General features: G+C 69.9%; 17 protein-coding genes and 1 tRNA gene. 13 read left to right on the forward strand and 5 right to left on the reverse strand.

Annotated features, from left to right (window positions below; genetic code table 11):
- Positions 1–16: 16 nt before the first annotated feature.
- On the forward strand, positions 17–490 hold the full coding sequence (locus tag OHB49_RS26915) for a hypothetical protein (protein WP_037852086.1): 474 nt from the start codon (positions 17–19) through the stop codon (positions 488–490).
- Positions 491–578: 88 nt separating this feature from the next.
- Positions 579–1,481 (forward strand): spermidine synthase, encoded by a 903-nt coding sequence (locus tag OHB49_RS26920; protein WP_030970891.1) that lies wholly within the window; start codon positions 579–581, stop codon positions 1,479–1,481.
- Between the two features lie 11 nt (positions 1,482–1,492).
- Here OHB49_RS26920 and OHB49_RS26925 read toward each other — a convergent pair whose 3' ends face one another.
- Positions 1,493–2,032: a hypothetical protein gene (locus OHB49_RS26925; protein WP_030970889.1), complete on the reverse strand. Its 540-nt coding sequence runs from the start codon at positions 2,030–2,032 to the stop codon at positions 1,493–1,495.
- 89 nt (positions 2,033–2,121) lie between these two features.
- Here OHB49_RS26925 and OHB49_RS26930 point away from each other — a divergent pair, with 89 nt between their 5' ends.
- From OHB49_RS26930 to OHB49_RS26965, 8 genes are all read left to right on the forward strand, one after another.
- Positions 2,122–2,841 carry a response regulator transcription factor gene (locus tag OHB49_RS26930; protein WP_030970887.1) on the forward strand — a complete coding sequence of 240 codons (720 nt, stop codon included), beginning with the start codon at positions 2,122–2,124 and terminating at the stop codon, positions 2,839–2,841.
- Complete coding sequence (locus tag OHB49_RS26935) at positions 2,838–4,256, forward strand: HAMP domain-containing sensor histidine kinase (protein WP_329163612.1); 1,419 nt, start codon at positions 2,838–2,840, stop codon at positions 4,254–4,256. Before OHB49_RS26930 ends, OHB49_RS26935 begins: the two co-directional genes overlap by 4 nt.
- Positions 4,257–4,617: 361 nt before the next feature.
- On the forward strand, positions 4,618–6,099 hold the full coding sequence (locus OHB49_RS26940) for a cellulose binding domain-containing protein (RefSeq protein ID WP_329163615.1): 1,482 nt from the start codon (positions 4,618–4,620) through the stop codon (positions 6,097–6,099).
- Positions 6,100–6,913: 814 nt separating this feature from the next.
- Positions 6,914–8,242: an ABC transporter substrate-binding protein gene (locus tag OHB49_RS26945; protein WP_030970881.1), complete on the forward strand. Its 1,329-nt coding sequence runs from the start codon at positions 6,914–6,916 to the stop codon at positions 8,240–8,242.
- A 209-nt stretch (positions 8,243–8,451) separates the two neighbouring features.
- Complete coding sequence (locus OHB49_RS26950; protein ID WP_030970879.1) at positions 8,452–9,450, forward strand: carbohydrate ABC transporter permease; 999 nt, start codon at positions 8,452–8,454, stop codon at positions 9,448–9,450.
- 15 nt (positions 9,451–9,465) lie between these two features.
- Entirely contained in the window at positions 9,466–10,386 is a 921-nt protein-coding gene (locus OHB49_RS26955; RefSeq protein WP_030970877.1) for a carbohydrate ABC transporter permease, read from the forward strand.
- Positions 10,387–10,555: 169 nt separating this feature from the next.
- Positions 10,556–12,031, forward strand: coding sequence for a GH1 family beta-glucosidase (locus OHB49_RS26960; RefSeq protein WP_329163618.1), 1,476 nt, complete (start codon positions 10,556–10,558; stop codon positions 12,029–12,031).
- A gap of 298 nt (positions 12,032–12,329) precedes the next feature.
- On the forward strand, positions 12,330–13,361 hold the full coding sequence (locus OHB49_RS26965; RefSeq protein WP_030970874.1) for a LacI family DNA-binding transcriptional regulator: 1,032 nt from the start codon (positions 12,330–12,332) through the stop codon (positions 13,359–13,361).
- Between the two features lie 121 nt (positions 13,362–13,482).
- Here the strand turns inward: OHB49_RS26965 and OHB49_RS26970 are convergent.
- From OHB49_RS26970 to OHB49_RS26980, 3 genes are all read right to left on the reverse strand, one after another.
- Positions 13,483–13,555, reverse strand: a tRNA-His gene (locus tag OHB49_RS26970).
- 126 nt (positions 13,556–13,681) lie between these two features.
- Positions 13,682–14,284 carry an oligoribonuclease gene (gene orn, locus OHB49_RS26975; RefSeq protein WP_329163620.1) on the reverse strand — a complete coding sequence of 201 codons (603 nt, stop codon included), beginning with the start codon at positions 14,282–14,284 and terminating at the stop codon, positions 13,682–13,684.
- Positions 14,285–14,294: 10 nt separating this feature from the next.
- The gene (locus OHB49_RS26980; RefSeq protein ID WP_329163622.1) at positions 14,295–15,524 is read right to left on the reverse strand and encodes a helix-turn-helix domain-containing protein; all 1,230 of its coding nucleotides are present in this window, start codon (positions 15,522–15,524) and stop codon (positions 14,295–14,297) included.
- 516 nt (positions 15,525–16,040) lie between these two features.
- Here OHB49_RS26980 and OHB49_RS26985 point away from each other — a divergent pair.
- The 3 genes from OHB49_RS26985 to OHB49_RS26995 all read left to right on the forward strand — a co-directional run bounded on the left by OHB49_RS26985 (position 16,041) and on the right by OHB49_RS26995 (position 17,769).
- Entirely contained in the window at positions 16,041–16,199 is a 159-nt protein-coding gene (locus OHB49_RS26985; RefSeq protein WP_329163624.1) for a hypothetical protein, read from the forward strand.
- A 299-nt stretch (positions 16,200–16,498) separates the two neighbouring features.
- On the forward strand, positions 16,499–17,020 hold the full coding sequence (locus OHB49_RS26990) for a universal stress protein (RefSeq protein WP_030923407.1): 522 nt from the start codon (positions 16,499–16,501) through the stop codon (positions 17,018–17,020).
- A gap of 176 nt (positions 17,021–17,196) precedes the next feature.
- On the forward strand, positions 17,197–17,769 hold the full coding sequence (locus tag OHB49_RS26995; protein ID WP_030970869.1) for an acetate uptake transporter: 573 nt from the start codon (positions 17,197–17,199) through the stop codon (positions 17,767–17,769).
- 102 nt (positions 17,770–17,871) lie between these two features.
- On the opposite strand, the gene glmS is transcribed toward OHB49_RS26995, so the two are convergent.
- Positions 17,872–19,701 (reverse strand): glutamine--fructose-6-phosphate transaminase (isomerizing), encoded by a 1,830-nt coding sequence (gene glmS, locus OHB49_RS27000; RefSeq protein WP_030970867.1) that lies wholly within the window; start codon positions 19,699–19,701, stop codon positions 17,872–17,874.
- Positions 19,702–19,730 lie beyond the last annotated feature (29 nt).

Here is a 19,730-nt window from a genome sequence, read left to right on the forward strand (position 1 = left end):
GAGGAGAGGTCCCTTGTTGCATCTCGGCACGGAGGCCGGCTCGCGGACGACTTCGGCGTCCCGAACGGCGACGACCAGTACTGCCACCACCCATACGGCGAAGGCCGATCCCGGAACGACGGAGTGCGACACCCCCGTCGGCAGCCCCTGTGATCTGGTGACCGTTCCGGCCCGCCAGGGGCTGGAGGCCGTGGACATCCTGCGCCGCGGCGCCGATCAGGAGGCCGTCGGCCCGGTCCTGCACGACGGCACCTGCGACACCCTCGGTTTCCTGGTGCCGCCGGGCACCGCCGAGGCCTGGGACGTACCGGGCAGCGCCTGTACGCAGACGAACGGCCGCGGGCTGCGCGTCCCCGCCGAGCCGCCGGTCTCCGGCAGCGGCTGGCTGCTGCCGCCCGCCGCCGACGCCCGGGTCACCGACCCGGCCGCGCTGCGCGCCGCACTCGACCAGGCGGCCCGGCTGATCGAGGCGGCCGACAACTGCTGCTGAGCTCATAATGGCCAGGTGGGCGGGTTTCCCCGCCGCTGCCGGTCCTGCACCGGCCCGGGCGATGAGCAGTGAGTAGGGACGAGCGTCAGTGGCACGTCGAGGTGCGTCGAGCGGTGGCGCGGGCGCCCGGAAACGAGCGGACCGCAAATCCGACCGCAGGCCGGAGACCCTCTCCGAGACCGTCGACGGCGGTCTCGCCGAGCTGATCCCCGACCGGGAGCGGCCGCACGCCTGGACGCTGACCCTCGACGGCGCCCCGCAGTCCCATGTCGATCTCGACGACCCCTCGTATCTTTCCTTCGCCTACCAACGCCGGATCGGCCACATAGCCGATCTGACCGCCCCCGCGGGGCAGCCCCTGCACGTCGTGCACCTGGGCGGCGGCGCCTTCACCCTCGCCCGGTACGTCGCAGCGACCCGGCCGCGCTCCACCCAGCAGATCGTCGAACTGGACGCGGCGCTCGTCCAACTGGTCCGCAGGGAGCTGCCGTTGGACCCGCAGGCCCGGATCAGGGTCCGCTCAACCGACGCCCGCGCCGGGCTCGGGAAGATCCCGGACGACTGGGCGGATCTCGTCATCGCCGATGTCTTCAGCGGAGCCCGTACGCCCGCCCACCTCACCAGCGCCGAGTTCCTCAACGACGTACGCCGGGTACTGAAGCCCGCAGGGCAGTATGTGGCCAACCTCGCCGACGGTCCGCCGCTGGCCCACCTGCGCGGCCAGATCGCCACCGCCGCCACCGTCTTCCCCGAGCTGGCACTCGCCGCCGATCCGGCCGTGCTGCGCGGCCGCCGCTTCGGCAACGCCGTGCTGCTCGCCTCGGAGCTCCCGCTCAAGGTCGCCGAACTGACCCGCCGGGTCGCCACCGACCCGCACCCCGGACGCGTCGAACACGGCAAGGAGCTCGCCGACTTCACCGGCGGCGCGGCGGCGGTGGGCGACGCGGACGCCCGTCCGTCACCCGCGCCTCCGCCCTCCGCCTTCGAGTGAGCGGCCGGTGATCAGACGATCTCGACCATCGGCGGATGGTCGTTCCAGGTGCAGAAGACCGACACCGTCGTCCCGTCATCGGTGGTGAAGTTCACCCGGATCCAGGTCGTGTTCGTCCAGACCCGCATCGACCAGCCCGGATCCGGGGTGGCCGAGACGAGCTTCGCCCAGTCGGCGCCGAGCTCGAAGACGACCCGTCCGCCGTCCGTCGGGTAGCTCTTGACCGTGCCGGAAGGCTTGGGCGTGCGCGGTGGCGAAGGGCTGCTCGACGGGGTGCGGGACGGTTGCCGGGGCGGGGTCGCGGACGGCTTCGGAGCGGTACGAGGGCTGCTGCTCGGCGTCGGTGCCGGCGTCGACTCCGGGCGCCTCGTCGAGGACGACAACGCGTCCGCCCCGCTGCGGCCGTCACGGGCGCTCGCGGAGATCGGCACCGCGCGCGGCGGGTCGTACGCCGTCCCCGCCATCACCGTGTGCACCCCCCACCACGACAGCGTGACCGCAGCGCCGGTGGCGAGCGACCACGCGAGTGCGTGTACGAGTCCTCGTTGCATCCGGCACATCCTGCACCACAGGGGTCCCTGCTGTCCCCATACCCCCACGGACAGGACCGCGGGCCGGTCAATGGCGTACGGTGCCGCCCATGCCAAGTGTGCTCGTGGTCGAGGACGACCAGTTCGTACGTTCCGCCCTCATCCGGCACCTGACCGACGCCTCCCATACGGTACGGAGTGTCGGCACGGCGCTGGAAGCGCTGCGCGAAGTCGCACACTTCCGATTCGATGTGGTCATCCTCGATCTCGGGCTGCCCGACCTCGACGGATCCGAGGCGCTGAAGATGCTCCGCGGCATCACCGACGTACCCGTGATCATCGCGACCGCGCGGGACGACGAGAGCGAGATCGTCCGGCTGCTGAACGACGGCGCCGACGACTACCTGATCAAGCCGTTCTCGGTGGAACACCTGTCGGCGCGGATGGCCGCCGTACTGCGCCGTTCGCGCGCCGCCGGGGGTGAGGCGCCGCCGCCGAGTGTCATCCAGGTCGGCGGACTCTCCATCGATCCGCTGCGCCGCCAGGCAGAACTGGACGGCACCGCGCTCGACCTCACCCGCCGCGAGTTCGACCTGCTGACCTTTCTCGCCGGGCGTCCCGGGGTCGTCGTCCCGCGCAAGGAACTCCTGGCCGAGGTCTGGCAGCAGTCGTACGGCGACGACCAGACCATCGACGTCCATCTCTCCTGGCTGCGACGGAAGCTGGGGGAGACGGCGGCCAGGCCGCGCTATCTGCACACCCTGCGCGGCGTCGGAGTGAAACTCCAGCCGCCCGCGGTGCAACGACCCGACCCGGAGCGGCCCGTATGAGATGGGCCCTGGTCAAGGTCTGCCTGGCCGTCACCGCGATGGTCGTCATCGCCTTCGCCGTACCGCTCGGCCTCGTCATCAAGGAGATGGCCCGCGACCGGGCCTTCTCCGACGCCGAGCGGCAGGCCGCCACGATCGGCCCGACCCTGTCCATCACCACCGACCGCGCCGAACTGGAGACGGCCGTCCTCACCACCGAGCCGGGCGGCGAGGGCCGGATGGCCGTCCACGTCCCCGCCTCCGAGGAGTCGGACAGCCGGCCGGTGGAGATCGGCACCCGGCGCGCCACCCGCAAGGACGTGGAGACCGTACGCACCTCGGGGCGCGCCTCGATCAGCGAGGTCACCGGCGGTTCCGCACTGCTCCAGCCGACCGCGCTGGGATCCGGGGGCATCGCCGTCGTCGAGGTGTTCGTACCCGAGGGCGAGGAGTCCAACGGGGTCGCCACCGCCTGGCTGATGCTGGCGGGCGTCGGCATCGCGCTGATCGTCGGCTCGGTCGCGGTCGCCGACCGGCTCGGCGTACGGATGGTGAAGCCCGCCCAGCGGCTCGCGGGCGCCGCCCACGACCTGGGGGAGGGCCGGCTGGGGACCAGGGTCCGCGAGGAGGGGCCGACGGAACTGCGGTCCGCCGCCGTCGCGTTCAACTCCATGGCCGACCAGGTCGTCCAGCTCCTCGCCAACGAACGGGAACTGGCCGCCGACCTCTCGCACCGGCTGCGCACCCCGCTCACCGTCCTGCGCCTCAACGCCGCCTCGCTCGGCGAGGGCCCGGCCGCCGAGCAGACCCGGACCGCCGTCGAGCAGCTGGAGCACGAGGTCGACACGATCATCCGCACCGCCCGCGAACAGCGCCCGCAGACCCAGGGACTGAACAGTGGGCCCGGGGCCGGCTGCGATGCCTCCGAGGTGATTCGCGAGCGGATGGACTTCTGGTCGGCGCTCGCCGAGGACGAGGGGCGCGAGGTGCGCCTCGCGGGAGTGGACCGTACGGTACGCATCCCTGTCGCCCGGCCCGAACTCGTCGCCGCACTCGATGCGTTGCTCGGCAACGTCTTCCGGCACACCCCGGAGGGCACCGCCTTCGCCGTCGACGTGCACCACAGCGGCGAAGCCGTGATCGTGCTGGTCTCGGACGCGGGCGGCGGCATAGCGGACCCCAAGGCGGCGCTGGCGCGCGGCGGAAGCGGTGGGGGAGGTGCGCGGGCCTCGGTGGGCTCGACCGGGCTCGGGCTCGACATCGTCCGCCGCGTCGCGGAGTCCACCGGTGGCGATGTGCGGATCGGACGGTCGGTGCTCGGCGGCACGGAGGTCCGCATCTGGATCTGGCTCGACGGGCGTGGGCCCGGGCAGGGCGGCCGCCGCCGGCGGGTGGGCCGGCAGCGCCGCCGCCTCCGGTCCGCGGTCCGGTCTTAGACCGACCGGCAAATGGAGGGCGGCGTCGCGGGGCTGGGCACGCACTCCCCCAACGCCTTATGGGCCAGGGGGGACCCCCTCCCGCGTTGTCGTCAGTCTTCCCCAAGCTCTCGGCTTCGCTCGAGCAGGGGAGACCCCATTCGCGCTCCGCGTTGACTCCCTCCTCCGCCTTGCAGCTGCACGCACCCGGCCCCGCTCCTTCTTCCACCCCCATTTGCCGGTTGGTCTTAACCAGCACCGATGCGTCCCTTAAGCGAACCCTAAGAACATCAACTCGTGCCCGGTACAGCCTATTTGCCGGTTTCGGGGCCGCTAGCGTGCTCCCGCACCCACACCCCCGTACGACAGAGGCAGGCACGCAATGGGCACCAGTACGCACCGGCGCACGGCGAGCACCAGGACCAAGGCGATCGGCGCCGTTGTCGCCGCGGCAGTGATCGGCTCCGCGGTCTTCGCCCTCACGGGCACGGCACAGGCCGCCTCGGTAGGCGCCGCGTACACCAGGACCAGCGGCTGGACGGGCGGCTACACCGGGCAGTACGTCGTCACCAACGACACCGACAAGGTGCAGACCGACTGGACACTCGAATTCGACCTGCCCGCGGGCACGAGGATCAGCTCCCTCTGGAACGGCGAACACACCGTCAGCGGCAACCACATCACCGTGAAGCCCGCCGGCTGGAACAAGGAGCTGGCGCGCGGCAAGTCGGCCACTGTCGGCTTCGTCACCACCTCGGACGGCACGGCGGCGGACCCGACCGGCTGCCTGATCAACAACGCCAAGTGCTCCGTCGACACGGGAGCGACTCCGGAGCCCAGCGGACGCCCGACCGGGACCTCGACCCCGACTCCCACGGCCACCCCCACGGCCAAGCCCTCGCAGACCGCCACAGCGACCCCCACGCCCACCCCCACACCCACCGCGACCGAGGGCGGCGGCGGTACGGCGGGCGGCGCCGGCTTCGCCCCGTACGTCGACACCTCCCTCTACCCGGCGTACGACCTGGTCGACACCGTGACCAAGACCGGGGTGAAGGAGTTCAACCTCGCCTTCATCACCTCCGGCGGCAGTTGCGCCCCGCTCTGGGGCGGCGTCACCGCCCTCGGCGACGACCACGTCGCTTCCCAGATCGGCGCGCTGCGCGCCAAGGGGGGCGACGTCCGGGTCTCCTTCGGCGGCGCGGCAGGCTCCGAACTGGCGCTCAACTGCACCTCCGCCGCCGACCTCGCCGGCGCGTACGGCAAGGTCATAGACACGTACAAGCTCACCAAGGTCGACTTCGACATCGAAGGCGGCGCGCTGCCCGACACGGCGGCCAACTCCCGTCGCGCCCAGGCGATCGCGCAGCTCCAGAAGTCCCACCCGGACCTCGATGTGTCCTTCACCCTGCCGGTCATGCCCGAGGGCCTCACCCAGCCGGGCGTGGACCTGATCGCCGACGCGAAGAAGAACGGCGTCAAGGTCGGCGCGGTCAACATCATGGCGATGGACTACGGCGCCTCGTACAGCGGTGACATGGGCTCGTACGCGATCCAGGCGGCGACCGCGACGCAGGCCCAGATCAAGGGCGTGCTCGGGCTGTCGGACGCGGCGGCGTGGAAGGCCGTGGCGGTCACCCCGATGATCGGTGTGAACGACGTCAGCACCGAGATCTTCAAGGTCGAGGACGCCACGCAGCTGGTGAAGTTCGCCCAGGAGAAGGGGCTGGGCCGGCTGGCCATGTGGTCGGGCACGCGGGACAAGGCGTGCGCGGGCGGGGCGAAGCCGTCGGCGGATGCGTCGTGCAGCTCGATCGTGCAGGAGCCGCTCGCCTTCACGAAGGCGTTCGGCGCGTACAAGTAGCTCTCTCCACCCGCAGACCGCCACCCCCTGCGCGCACCCCGGCCGGCCCCACACCCCCCACATCCGGCCGGGGTGCGCCCCCTTTCTTCGGCGAACCGTTCCGTCCTCGGTCGCCGGGCGGGGCTGATCGGCCGGCCCGTCCGGCGATCGCGGACCACGCGTGGCCGCAGTCCGCGCCGTGGTGGCGGGCGACGCGGAGTCGGCCGGCCGGGCCCCCGGACCGAACCGGAGACCACGCTGAGCCGGCTGCGCACGGCCTGAGCCCACTTCGGCGACCGGTGGGCCCCAGCGCGCCGCTTCGCCTCGGCCGCACGGTTCGGAGGGAGAACGCGGATGCGGCCCAACATGCCCCCTGGCTCCGCACCCTGTTCACCTTCCGGTGGGCGGACGAGCAAAATCCGGCCGTGGTGGAACCGGCCCGATGGCGCACGCCAAAACAGCGCGCCTGGTCTGCTTCCGCCGGATCCCTGCATCTTGTCCCGCCCCAGCACCTCGCCGGCCTGGGTGTATTCATGAGCGCGCGCTGTCCAGGGGTGGCGCCCGAACGCTTAGGCAAGGCTTCGACCGGACACGGTCGCGTGACTTGCAGGACACACTCGGGCAACGGAACCGTCTTCAACTCTTGACACCCACCCCCTTGAGGCAGCAACCTTCCGGCATCGGCGCATGGGAGCGCTCCCACATCGCACGGGAAATTCTCGTGCGGACGGCACTGCCCGTGTCTTCCCCCCTGCACCATCTGGCACTTGCAGTCACCTGCGCGTATGGCGCGCAGTCAGAACGCCAGTCCCACCCTGGAACAAGGAGTAGTGGAATGCGTATCACCCGCACCGTCGCCGGCCGGCGTCGCAGAGCCGCGCTGGTGGCCACCACGGGCCTGACGGCCACCGCCCTGTTGCTGACCGGATGCAGTGACTCGGACTCATCGGACGCCGGCGGGAGCTCCGACGCCAACGGGAAGATCACGTTGACCGTCGCCGACTTCGGGCAGTTCGGTTACAAGGAAGCCGGTCTCTTCGCCAAGTATCACGAGCTCCACCCGAACATCACGGTCAAGGAGGACGTCACCGCCGACGAGAAGGTCTACTACCCCAAGCTGCTCCAGCAGCTGAACTCGGGCAGCGGGCTGGCGGATGTCCAGGGCCTCGAGGTCGGCCGGATCAAGGAGCTCGTCGACACCAAGGCGGACCAGTTCGCCGACCTCAGCAAGGTGATCAACGTCGGCGACTGGGTGTCCTGGAAGGAGAAGCAGGCCACCACGCCCGACGGAAAGGTGATCGGCGCCGGTACCGACATCGGACCGATGTCGCTCTGCTACAACACCGACCTCTTCAAGAAGGCCGGTCTGCCGACCGACCGCGAGGAGGTCGCCGCGAAGGTCGCCGGGGGCTGGGAGGACTACCTCAAGCTCGGTGAGGAGTACAAGAAGAACGCCCCCAAGGGCACCTTCTTCATGGACTCCGCCAGTGCGATGTACAACGCCGTGGTGAGCTCCAACCCGAAGCAGTACTACGACGAGAGCGGCAAGCCGATCTACAAGGAGAGCCCCAGCGTCAAGCAGGGCTGGGACCTGGCGGCCGAGGCCGCCGACAAGAAGCTGAGCCAGGGCCTCGCCCAGTTCAGCCCCCCGTGGAATGCCGCACTGCGCAAGAGCACCATGGCCACCGTGGTCTGCCCCGCGTGGATGGCCGGTCAGATCTCGGTCAACGCCGGTGACGCCAACAAGGGCAAGTGGAACATCACCACCGCGCCCGGGACGACCGCCGCCAACTGGGGTGGCTCGTTCCTCGGCGTGCCCAAGTCGGGCAAGAACGTCGACGAGGCCACCAAGCTCGTCAAGTGGCTGACCGCCCCCGAGCAGCAGGCCGCCGTCTTCAAGGCGATCGGCAGCTTCCCGTCCAACAAGCTCGCGTACGACCTGCCGGACGTGAAGACCGCGAAGCTGCCGTACTTCAACGACGCCCCGATCGGTGAGATCTACGCCGGCGAGGCCAAGTCGATCCCCGAGACCGTTCTCGGCCCGAAGGACGGCGTCATCAAGGACACCATCTCCACCCAGATCAACAACATGGAGCAGCGCGGCACCAGCCCGGACGACGCCTGGAAGGCCGCGACCACCGCGATCGACAAGGCGATCGGCTGACGGTCGCAGCAGCGGGCGGCCCCCGGCCGCCCGCACCTGCGTGTCCCCACCCGCGGGGCACCGGGGCCGCGCACAGCCTGTCTCCCGAGGGGCGTGCACGGGGCGGCCGGGTATCTCCCCGGCCGCCCCGTGCGAGCCCACCGCACGCGCCTTCGGCCCATCCAGCCCCGTACCCGGGTAACCAGCAATCCAGGGAAGGACTCCCGCCCGTGGCCACCTCGACTCCCACCCGGGATGCATACGCCCCGCCACCCCGCGGTTCCCAGCAGACACCGGCGAACGCTCGTCGACAGACGTGGCGGAGCCGGATCTGGCGGTTCGACGACAAGGCATCGCCGTACGCCTACATAGCCCCGTTCTTCCTCGTCTTCGGTGCTTTCGGGCTCTATCCGCTGGTCTACACCGGCTGGATCGCCCTGCACCGGGTGGAGATGACCGGGCTGAACCAGATGGAATGGGTCGGCTGGGACAACTTCGACAAGATCCTGCACGACTCGGAGTTCTGGACGGCCGTCAGCAACACCTTCCTGATCGGCGTCATGTCGACGGTTCCGCAGCTGCTCGTCGCACTGGGCCTGGCCCATCTGCTGAACTACAAGCTCCGCGCCAGCACCTTCTGGCGGACGGTCGTCCTCACCCCGTACGCCACCTCGGTGGCCTCCGCCGCCCTCGTCTTCGCCCTGGTCTTCCGGGCCGACGGCGGTCTGCTGAACTGGGCGCTGCACTTCGTCGGCCTCGGTGACACCAACTGGGTCAACGGGCACTGGACGTCCAAGATCGCCATCTCGGTCATCGTGATCTGGCGCTGGACCGGCTACAACACCCTGATCTACCTGGCCGCGATGCAGGCGGTACCGACCGATCTGTACGAGGCGGCCTCGCTCGACGGAGCCTCGCGCTGGCAGCAGTTCCGCAAGGTGACCATTCCCTCGCTGCGGCCCACGATCCTCTTCACGATCGTCATCTCGACCATCGGTTCCATGCAGCTGTTCGGCGAGCCCCTGCTGCTGGAGGGCGGCACCCTCGGTGCGACCGGAGGCAACGAGAATCAGTACGAGACCCTCAGCGTCTACCTCTACAACTACGGCTGGAACCTGGGGCATCTCGGTCCGGCCGCCGCAGTGGCCTGGGCGATGCTCGCCCTCCTGCTGATCATCGCCGCGGTCAACTGGCTCATCGGCCGCTTCGTACGCAAGTCCGCGGTCTGACCGGGAGCGATATCCATGACCATGACCAGCCCCACCAAAGTCCCGGAGCTCGGCCTCCCGGCACGTTCCGCAGACCGCCTTCCGAAGCGCCCGAGCCGCTTCAAGCCCGGCGCCGGCAAGCAGCTGCAGGGCGGTCCGTTCGCCTACATCGCGCTGGCCGTCGTCGGTATCGGCTCGCTGCTGCCGCTGTACTGGACCCTGGTGGCCGCGTCCCACACCCAGGACGAAGTGCTGGCCTCCACTCCGCCGTTCCTGCCGGGCGGCCGGCTGCTGCACAACCTCGACGCCGCCTGGAGCCAGGCCAATCTGGGCAAGGCGATCGTCAACAGCATCATCGTCTCCAGCTGCATCACGGCGGCGACGCTCTTCTTCTGCACCCTGGCCGGATACGCCTTCGCCAAGATGCGGTTCCGGGGCCGCGGCGCGCTGATGACCGGAGTCATCGCCACCCTGACCATCCCGCCGCAGCTCAGCGTCGTCCCGCTGTTCATGATGATGTCCGACATCGGCTGGGGCGGGAACCTCGAGTCGGTGATCTTCCCGACGCTGGTCAGCGCGTTCGGCGTGTTCTTCATGCGCCAGTACCTGAGCGAGGCGCTTCCGTACGAGCTGATCGAGGCCGCCAAGATCGACGGCGCGAACAACTTCCGCATCGTGCGGAGCCTGGTGCTCCCGGTGGCCCGCCCGGCGATGATGGTGCTCGGGATGCTCACCTTCGTACAGGCGTGGAACGACTTCTTCTGGCCCTATCTGGCCCTTAACCAGCAGAACCCGACGCTCCAGGTGGCCCTCGGCCAGCTGAGCGCCTCCTACACGCCCGACCAGAGCATCGTCATGGCCGGTGCGCTGATCAGTACGCTGCCGCTGCTCGTGGTGTTCGTGATCTTCGGCAAGCAGATCGTCGGAGGGATCATGTCCGGCGCCGTCAAGGGCTGACCGGACGGCACCCGGTCCGCCGGGTGATGCGCCGTCACCCGCCGCCCTCCGTCCCGGACGTCCCGTACGGCCTGCCCCAGACCGCAGGCCGTACGGGCCCGGAGCCCCACTCCGTACCTTCTCTCCCTCCCCCTGCCTCTGTTCCGTCCACAAATGGGAGCGCTCCCGCATGACTGCCGTACGAACTGACATCACCCCGAAGCCGGCATCCGAGGCGACGAACTCGCCGGCACTCTTCCCGACGGGCTTCGTCTGGGGGGCGGCCACGGCCGCCTACCAGGTCGAAGGCGCGGCTGCCGAGGGCGGCCGCACCCCATCCATCTGGGACACCTTCAGCCACACCCCCGGCAAGGTTCTGGCAGGTGACACCGGCGATGTCGCCGCCGACCACTACCACCGATACCAGGACGACGTGGCGCTGATGAAGGAGCTGGGGCTGAAGGCCTACCGCTTCTCCGTCTCCTGGTCCCGGGTGCAGCCCACCGGCCGCGGCCCCGCCGTCGAACGCGGCCTGGACTTCTACCGCAAGCTCGTCGACGAGCTCCTCGAAGCGGGCATCACCCCCGTCGCCACCCTCTACCACTGGGACCTTCCCCAGGAGCTGGAGGACGCGGGCGGCTGGCCCGAGCGGGCCACCGCCGAGCGTTTCGCCGACTACACCGCCATCATGGCCCGCGCCCTCGGCGACCGGGTCCCCGTGTGGACCACCTTCAACGAGCCGTGGTGCTCGGCCTTCCTCGGTTACGGCTCCGGCGTGCACGCCCCCGGCCGCACCGAACCGGCGGCCACCCTGCGCGCGGCACACCATCTCAACCTCGCCCATGGACGGGCGATCGAGGTACTGCGCGGTCAACTCCCCGCTGGAGCGCAGACCTCGGTCACCCTCAATCTGCACCAGGTCCGCCCGCTGACCGACAGCGCCGCCGACGTGGACGCCGCCCGCCGGATCGACGCCGTCGGCAACCGGATCTTCACAGGCCCGATGCTGCGCGGCGCGTACCCCGAGGACCTGATCGCCGACACCTCGCACGTGGTGGACTGGTCGAAGCTGGTCCACGACGGCGACCTGGCCGCCATCTCCCGCCCCGTCGACGTGCTGGGGGTGAACTACTACACGCCCACGATCGTCTCCATGCCGGAAGAGGGCAGGGGCGACTCCCGCGACGACGGCCACGGCAACAGCGACCACTCCCCGTGGACCGGTTCCGAGCAGGTCGCCTTCCACCTCTCCGAGGGCAAGAAGCGCACCGCGATGAACTGGGCGATCGACCCCGACGGGCTGTACGAACTGCTCATGGACGTCACCCGCGACCACCCGGGCCTGCCCCTGATGGTCACCGAGAACGGTGCGGCCTTCGATGACCAGGTCTCGCCCGACGGCCGGGTCGACGACCCGGAGCGGATCGAGTACCTGCGCGGCCACCTCGACGCCGTCCAGCGGGCCGTCGCCGACGGCGCGGATGTCCGCGGCTACTTCCTGTGGTCGCTGATGGACAACTTCGAGTGGGGGTACGGATACTCCAAGCGCTTCGGCGCGGTCTACGTCGACTACGAGTCCCAGCGCCGCATCCCCAAGGCGAGCGCCCACTGGTACGCCGATGTGATCCGCCGTCACGCGCTTCCCCCGGCCCCCGAACTCCCCTGACTTTCCTGGGGGCTGTCCCGCGGGCAGACACGCGTGACAGACGACGGAGACCCGGCCCCGTGCCGGGTCTCCGTCGTTTCCGCAGCTCCCGTTGTTCCGGCCGGCTCCCGGATGTGCATCCGCAGATCCGGTACCCCATGGCCACCTGCACCGGGCGCCGCCATCCCGTAAGGTGGGAGCGCTCCCATAGTTGGGGCCCGGCAGGCCTTCCGAGGTCGGACAGGTGTCACGGGGTCCAACAGGTGGACTTGGTTTGGTTATCTGACTATGAGAAGTTGACCGCGAACGGGAGGCAGCCATGGCGGCAGCGCGAGTACGGAGCGGCGGGCGGCCCACGCTCGAAGAGGTCGCGGCACGGGCCGGAGTCGGGCGTGGCACGGCCTCACGGGTCATCAACGGCTCGCCGCGGGTCAGCGAGCACACCCGTGAGGCGGTCGAAGCCGCCGTCGCCGAGCTGGGATACGTACCCAACCGCGCGGCCCGCGCACTCGCCGGAAACCGCACGGACGCCATCGCCCTCGTCGTACCGGAGCCCGAGACCCGGTTCTTCGCCGAGCCGTACTTCTCGGACATCGTCCGCGGGGTCGGCGCGGCCCTGGCCGACACCGAGATGCAGCTGCTGCTCACCCTCGTCGGCAACGACCGCGAGCGGAAGCGGCTGGCCCAGTATCTGACCGCGCACCGCGTCGACGGCGTGCTGCTGGTCTCCGTGCACGCCGACGACCCGCTGCCCGACCTGCTGGAACAGCTCGGCATGCCGGCCGTGATGAGCGGCCGCAGATCCGCCTCCGAGACGCTCGCCGCGGTCGACTCCGACAACTTCGAGGGTGCCCGCGGCGCCGTCGACCATCTGATCTCCCGCGGGCGCCGCTCCATCGCCACGATCACCGGGCGCCTCGATGTGTACGGCGCGCAGCGCCGCCTCGACGGCTACCGCAAGGCGGTCGCGGCGGCCGGTCTCGGCCCGGACGAGCAGCTGATCGCCCCCGCCGACTTCACCGAGGAGGGCGGCGCCCGTGCCATGCGGGAGCTGCTCGCCCGCCGCCCCGATGTGGACGCGGTCTTCGCCGCCTCCGACGTGATGGCCGCGGGCGCCCGTCAGGTACTCCGCGAGGCGGGCCGGCGCATCCCGGACGATGTGGCGCTGATCGGCTTCGACGACTCGGCCGTGGCCCGTCACATGGACCCGGCGCTCACCAGCGTGCGCCAGCCGATCGAAGAGATGGGCCGGGTGATGACGCGGGTGCTGCTCCAGGAGATCGCGGGCGAGAACGAGGAGCGCCCGCAGATCGTGCTCCCGACGGAACTCGTCGTCCGCGATTCGTCCTGACGGCCGCCCCGGGCCGGAAGCCAGGGGTGATGACCGTCACATAGGGGCCTCGTGAGGGAGGCTCAGTCGCACGGGCACACGAGAAGGGCCCCGGTCCGAAGACCGGGGCCCTTCCCTTCAGGGTGAGTAACGGGACTCGAACCCGCGACATCCTGGACCACAACCAGGTGCTCTACCATCTGAGCTATACCCACCATGTCCGGTCTTTTTCTGACCGGCCGAGAAAAAGTGTACAGGGTCCGAGAGGGTGCTCGCGCCCTTGTTGTTGAGCCGCTGATCCCAGGCCTTGAAACACTCGTGACCAGCGGCTTCCCAAGATCCTAAGCCGACTGCTGCGTCAGGCGTGTCGCAATGGCCTTCGCCTGCTCGGAGTCGGGCCCGGGCTGCGGTACGAAGACCGCTTCCCGGTAGTACCGCAGCTCCGTGATGGAGTCACGGATGTCCGCGAGCGCCCGGTGGTTGCCGTTCTTCTCCGGGCTGTTGAAGTACGCCTTCGGGTACCAGCGGCGGGCCAGCTCCTTGATCGAGGACACATCGACGATCCGGTAGTGGAGGTAGCCCTCCAGAGCCGCCATGTCACGGGCCAGGAAGCCACGGTCGGTACCGACCGTGTTTCCGCAGAGCGGGGCCTTGCCCGGCTCCTTCACGTGCTCGCGCACGTAGGCCAGCACCTGGGCCTCGGCGTCGGTCAGGGTGGTGCCGCCGGCCAGCTCGTCGAGGAGGCCCGAGGCGGTGTGCATCTGCCGCACCACCTCGGGCATCGTCTCCAGGGTCCTGTCCGGCGGGCGGATCACGATGTCCACCCCTTCGCCGAGCACGTTCAACTCCGAGTCGGTGACCAGTGCGGCCACCTCGATGAGTGCGTCTTCCGTCAACGAGAGCCCGGTCATCTCGCAGTCGATCCACACCATGCGATCGTTCATACGCCCCACCCTACGGGGCCCTGCGCTGCCCCGGCAGGGTCGGGCGCCCCGTGGCGTACGCATCGGACCCCGGCTTCCCGTGCTCCGGCTGACCCGTACCGACCGCCGTGGAGGCCGCGGCGCCCGACGGGGTCCCCGTCGCACCGGGCCGTCGGCTCGCGGACGTGCCCTGTGCGGGCACGACCGTCTCGATCGCGGTCGCCACCGGGTCCAGCGCCCCGGCCTGCGGACGGCGGGCCCGGTAGGCGGCCCGGTACGCGGCCGGGGAGGAGCCCAGCTGGCGCCGGAAGTGTCCGCGCAGCGCGACCGGCGAGCGGAAGCCGCAGCGGCCCGCGACCTCGTCGACCGAGTAGTCGGACGTCTCCAGCAGCCGCTGCGCCTGCAGCACCCGCTGGGTGATCAGCCACTGGAGCGGTGCGCTGCCGGTGAGCGAACGGAACCTGCGGTCGAAGGTCCGCCTGCTCATGTAGGCGCGCCCGGCCAGCGTCTCCACGTCGAACTGCTCGTGCAGATGCTCCAGCGCCCAGGCCACGACCTCGGCGAGCGGGTCGGAGCCGATCTCCTCGGGTAAAGACCTGTCGAGGTAGCGCTCCTGACCGCCACTGCGCCGCGGCGGGACCACGAGCCGGCGGGCCAGCGCACCGGCGGCCTCCGTGCCGTGGTCCGTGCGGACTATGTGCAGACAGAGGTCGATGCCGGCGGCCGTCCCGGCGGAGGTGAGCACATCACCGTCGTCGACGAACAGCTCACGCGGATCGACATGGACCGACGGATAGCGCTTGGCCAGCGTCGGTGCGTACATCCAGTGCGTGGTGGCCGGGCGGCCGTCCAGCAGGCCCGCGGCGGCGAGCACGAACGCCCCGGTGCACAGCCCGACGATGCGGGCCCCCTCCTCGTGGGCACGGCGCAGCGCGTCCAGCGCCTCGGCGGGCGGCGGAGAGGTGATCGAACGCCAGGCGGGCACCACGACGGTGCCTGCCCTGCTGATCGCCTCCAGCCCGTAGGGCGTGGTGAGTTCGAGTCCCCCCGTGGTCCGCAGCGGTCCCTCTTCCCCGCCGCAGACAAGCAGTCGGTAGCGCGGAACTCCCGCGTCCTGGCGGTCGATTCCGAACACGGAGAGCGGGATGGAGCTCTCGAAGATGGGGCCGCCGCTGAACAGCAGCACGGCGACGACTTCCCGACGTCGTCGTCCGCTGAGCTTTCGTACAGCCTCCGTTGCGGCGGCGGAGTCCTGGCTCATGACGCTAAGCCCCCCTCGGTGTTCGCGTCTCCCTGGTCCTTACGGGCCTGTCGCTCCTGCACATTTCCCCTCGGTCTTGCGCGAGTCCCCAGTCTTCGGCACCCAAGATCGAATCTACTGCGTCCCGCGGTGCCGGCGTGACAAGTTGACCAACCAGGACTATGTCGACAAGGCAACTTGGCGGGAAGCATTCGATCACGAAGCGTTTCACTCAGAAGCCGTGCAGGGAAGTACGCCTCGCATTCGTGGCCCGTCCCCGTCGGGTGGAAGCGTACCGCCTGGTCTCTTCTTGCCTGGTGGCAAGGGGGTTGATCGGCCAATTCCCCAAGGAATGGGCAGGGGTGAGAAGTTGGCTGAAAATATACGGTTGCGCAAGTCTGAATCCGTCGTTTGACCGGCGCACAACCCCGACGATACGACTGCGCCCGTACGCCCCCGTGGTCCGGTGGGTGCGGCGGGATCCGGCAGGCCGCGAGGGGGGACGGCGGAACCGGCACGGATGGCGGCATCCGGTCGGTGGGTGTACCGGCGGACGGGTCGGCGGATGTGCCGAACGCCACGCGGGCGACCGGCGCCGGTGAACAGCTGAACACCGCCGCGGCGACGGTTTCCGGCATCGCTCCGCCGTGGCGCCCCCGGGTGCTGCTCTTCGGTGCGGAGCGTGCGGTGCCGTAACTCTGCGGCGCCGGCGTGTGGCCGATGGCGCCCTCCTACCCGCCGGTCGCCGAGTGCGGTCTCCTGCTCACGCAAGCTTCGATGTACTACGCAACCGGCATTGCCATACGGGGCCGCCTCGGGCATGCTCCCTGGAACGTCGCACGCGCTTTGCGGGGGTCTGGGCAGTGGAGGAGTGGCGCCGTACCCTTGGGGGTAAGGGGTTGGGAAGATGATTCCCGGACACCACATCACCGCCCGCTGATACACCTTCCCCAAGCCGCTCACTCCTCACGAGGACTCTCTTCGCCGAGACACCGATGGCCGGTCACGAAATCCCCGAACCCGCGGACCGCAAGCAGGTAGCCGACCCTCTGTCGGACCAGCAGGCGGTCGAAGAAACACGTCATTCCTGCGATCCCGCCTTCCGGCATGGGGTCGTGGTCGGCTTCGACGGCTCCACGTCCAGTGAGCGAGCCCTCGCCTATGCCATCGGAATGGCCCGGAGATCAGGTTCCGGTCTGATCATCGTCCATGTCGCCAACCGGTTGCCGACCACGGTCTGGGCAGGCTGTGAGCCGCCCGTCTTCGTCGACGTTCCCGACCACCGCACCGAGGTCCTCGGGCTCGAGCTCGCCTGTGCGGACTACCTCTCCGAGGTGCCGTGGGTGCTCGTCGAGCGGGGCGGCGACATCTGCCACGAGCTGGAGGACGTGGGCCGGGAGTACTCGGCCGACGCGATCGTCGTCGGCTCCACGCACGGCATCGTCGGCCGGATCTTCGGCTCGGTGGCGGGGCGGCTGGCGCGGCGCGCGCAGCGCCCCGTCGTGGTCATTCCCTAGCGCGGGCTCCTGGCGGACCCTCGGTGATCGCTCGCTGCACCCTCGTTCTCCGACGTGGCGTCAACTCGCCGTTGGAAACAGGCAATCTACTCGCCCGTAGAGGTGGATTGTGCGCTTGTGAAGGGTACATAAAGGTCGCTGGGAAACAGCATCACTGCCTTTGAAGGGAGCCCGCCGTGGACAATGACGTCTCTGCGGGGAACAGCAGCACCTCCACCCTCGGCCATCTCGCCCTGGGACTCACCCTGTTGGCGTTCGGTATCGGTCACACCGGGGTCATCGACGGTGTGACGGCGGCCGACGCCGTCTCGCTCGCGCTGTATGTCGGCGGTATAGCCCTGTTCGTCGCCGGACTGCTGGAGTTCCGCGCCGGCAGCGGTTTCACCGGCACGGCCTTCGTCGGACTCGGCGCCTTCTGGTTCACCTGGGGCACCGGTGCCGATGCCCAAGTCTCCAGTCATGCGGCGGGCCTGTTCCTGCTGCTCTGGGCGCTGTTCGCACTGAGCCTGGCCCTCGGGTCGGCCGGCGGCGGTCTGCTCGCCCAGGGGACGTACGGACTGCTCTTCCTGGGGCTTCTGCTCCTGGGCGTCGGGCAGTTCGCCGACAGCGACGGGCTCGGCAAGGTCGGCGGCTGGCTCGCCGCGGTGGCCGGTCTCGCCGCCTGGTACGGGGCGACGGCGGCACTGGCCAAGTGGCCGACGGTGCTCCCGAAGCGCGCTGCCGGCCGAGGTGTGACGGCCACCGGCTGAGGCAGCCGTCGGCCGGTGCGACCGACCGACGCGAGAGAGCGGCCCCGTACCCGTGGTGGCGTGGTGCGGGGCCGCTGTCTGTCCGGCGTACTGCCGCGCGTGCTACTCGACCGTGACGGACTTCGCGAGGTTCCGCGGCTTGTCGATGTCGCGGCCCATGGCCAGCGCCGTGTGGTAGGCGAAGAGCTGGAGCGGGATACCCATCAGGATCGGGTCCAGCTCGTTCTCGTTCTTCGGTACGACGATGGTGTGGTCGGCCTTCTCCTGCACCTGGTGGGCGACCGCGAGGATCCTGCCGCTGCGGGCCTTGATCTCCTCCATCGCGGCGCGGTTCTTCTCCAGCAGCTCGTCGTCCGGCACGATCGCGACGGTCGGCATCGCGGGCTCGATCAGGGCCAGCGGGCCGTGCTTCAGCTCGGACGCAGGGTAGGCCTCGGCGTGGATGTACGAGACCTCCTTGAGCTTCAGCGAGGCCTCGCGGGCGACGGGGTAGCCGCGCACCCGGCCGATGAACATCATCGACTTGGCGTCCGCGTACTCCGCGGCCAGCTTCTTGATCTCGTCCTCGTTCTCGAGGATCTCGGTGATCTGGGCGGGCAGCTTGCGCAGACCCTCGATGATCCGCTTGCCGTCGGCGACCGACAGGTCGCGGATCCGGCCGAGGTGCAGGGCGAGCAGCGCGAACGCGACCACCGTATTGGTGAAGCACTTGGTGGAGACGACGCAGACCTCGGGGCCCGCGTGGACGTACGTACCGCCGTCGGCCTCCCGGGCGATCGCCGAGCCGACCACGTTGACCACGCCGAGGACGCGGGCGCCCTTGCGCTTGAGCTCCTGGACGGCGGCCAGTACGTCGTAGGTCTCACCGGACTGGGAGACCGCGACGTACAGGGTGTCGGGGTCGACGACCGGGTTGCGGTAGCGGAACTCGGAGGCGGGTTCGGCGTCCGCGGGGATGCGGGCCAGCTCCTCGATCAGCTGGGCGCCGATCTGGCCCGCGTGGTACGAGGTGCCGCAGCCCAGGATCTTGATCCGGCGGACCCCGCGCGCCTCGCGGGCGTCCAGGTTGAGACCGCCCAGGTGGACGGTGGAGAACCGGTCGTCGATCCGGCCGCGCAGCACCCGGTCGACGGCGTCGGCCTGCTCGGAGATCTCCTTGTGCATGTACGTGTCGTGGCCGCCCATGTCGTACGACTCGGCCTCCCACTCCACGGTGGTCGGCGTGGCCGTCGTGCGGGAGCCCTCGGTGGTGTACGTACGGAAGTCGTCGGCCTTGAGGGTGGCCATCTCGCCGTCGTCGAGGGTGACGACCTGGCGGGTGTGGGCGACCAGCGCGGCGACGTCGGAGGCGACGAACATCTCCTTCTCGCCGATGCCGAGGACGACCGGGGAGCCGTTGCGGGCGACGACGATGCGGTCGTTGAAGTCGGCGTGCATGACGGCGATGCCGTATGTGCCCTCGATGGAGCGCAGGGCCTCGCGGACCTTCTCCTCCAGGGTGTCCGCCTGCGCGCGGGCGATCAGGTGGACCAGCACCTCGGTGTCGGTCTCGGAGAGGAAGACGACGCCGTCGGCGACGAGCTTCGCACGGAGCTCGGAGGCGTTGTCGATGATGCCGTTGTGGACGACGGCGACCTTGTGGTCGGCGTCCAGGTGCGGGTGCGCGTTCTCGTCGCTCGGGGCGCCGTGGGTGGCCCAGCGGGTGTGGGCGATACCGGTGGTGCCGGTGAAGCGCTTGGGGATACGGGCCTCCAGCTCGCGGACCCGGCCCTTGGCCTTGACCATCTTCAGCGCGGCGGGCTTCCCGGCCGTGGCCTTGCCTGTGACGACGATGCCCGCGGAGTCGTAACCCCGGTACTCCAGCCGCTGCAGTCCTTCCAGCAGCAGCGGAGCCACGTCACGCTTCCCGATGTATCCGACGATTCCGCACATATGGTCTCTGCCCCTCCATCGACGTACTG

The organism is Streptomyces sp. NBC_01717 (assembly GCF_036248255.1).
In the GTDB taxonomy this organism is placed as follows: Bacteria; Actinomycetota; Actinomycetes; order Streptomycetales; family Streptomycetaceae; genus Streptomyces.

Bases quoted from the DNA above. Each gene is read 5' to 3' on its own strand.
- orn (WP_329163620.1), bottom strand. From the start codon at position 14,284: ATGAACGATCGCATGGTGTGGATCGACTGCGAGATGACCGGGCTCTCG.
- OHB49_RS26990 (WP_030923407.1), top strand. From the start codon at position 16,499: ATGGCCGGTCACGAAATCCCCGAACCCGCGGACCGCAAGCAGGTAGCC.
- OHB49_RS26960 (WP_329163618.1), top strand. From the start codon at position 10,556: ATGACTGCCGTACGAACTGACATCACCCCGAAGCCGGCATCCGAGGCG.
- OHB49_RS26955 (WP_030970877.1), top strand. From the start codon at position 9,466: ATGACCATGACCAGCCCCACCAAAGTCCCGGAGCTCGGCCTCCCGGCA.
- OHB49_RS26980 (WP_329163622.1), bottom strand. From the start codon at position 15,524: ATGAGCCAGGACTCCGCCGCCGCAACGGAGGCTGTACGAAAGCTCAGC.
- glmS (WP_030970867.1), bottom strand. From the start codon at position 19,701: ATGTGCGGAATCGTCGGATACATCGGGAAGCGTGACGTGGCTCCGCTG.
- OHB49_RS26965 (WP_030970874.1), top strand. From the start codon at position 12,330: ATGGCGGCAGCGCGAGTACGGAGCGGCGGGCGGCCCACGCTCGAAGAG.
- OHB49_RS26940 (WP_329163615.1), top strand. From the start codon at position 4,618: ATGGGCACCAGTACGCACCGGCGCACGGCGAGCACCAGGACCAAGGCG.
- OHB49_RS26930 (WP_030970887.1), top strand. From the start codon at position 2,122: ATGCCAAGTGTGCTCGTGGTCGAGGACGACCAGTTCGTACGTTCCGCC.
- OHB49_RS26925 (WP_030970889.1), bottom strand. From the start codon at position 2,032: ATGCAACGAGGACTCGTACACGCACTCGCGTGGTCGCTCGCCACCGGC.
- OHB49_RS26935 (WP_329163612.1), top strand. From the start codon at position 2,838: ATGAGATGGGCCCTGGTCAAGGTCTGCCTGGCCGTCACCGCGATGGTC.
- OHB49_RS26945 (WP_030970881.1), top strand. From the start codon at position 6,914: ATGCGTATCACCCGCACCGTCGCCGGCCGGCGTCGCAGAGCCGCGCTG.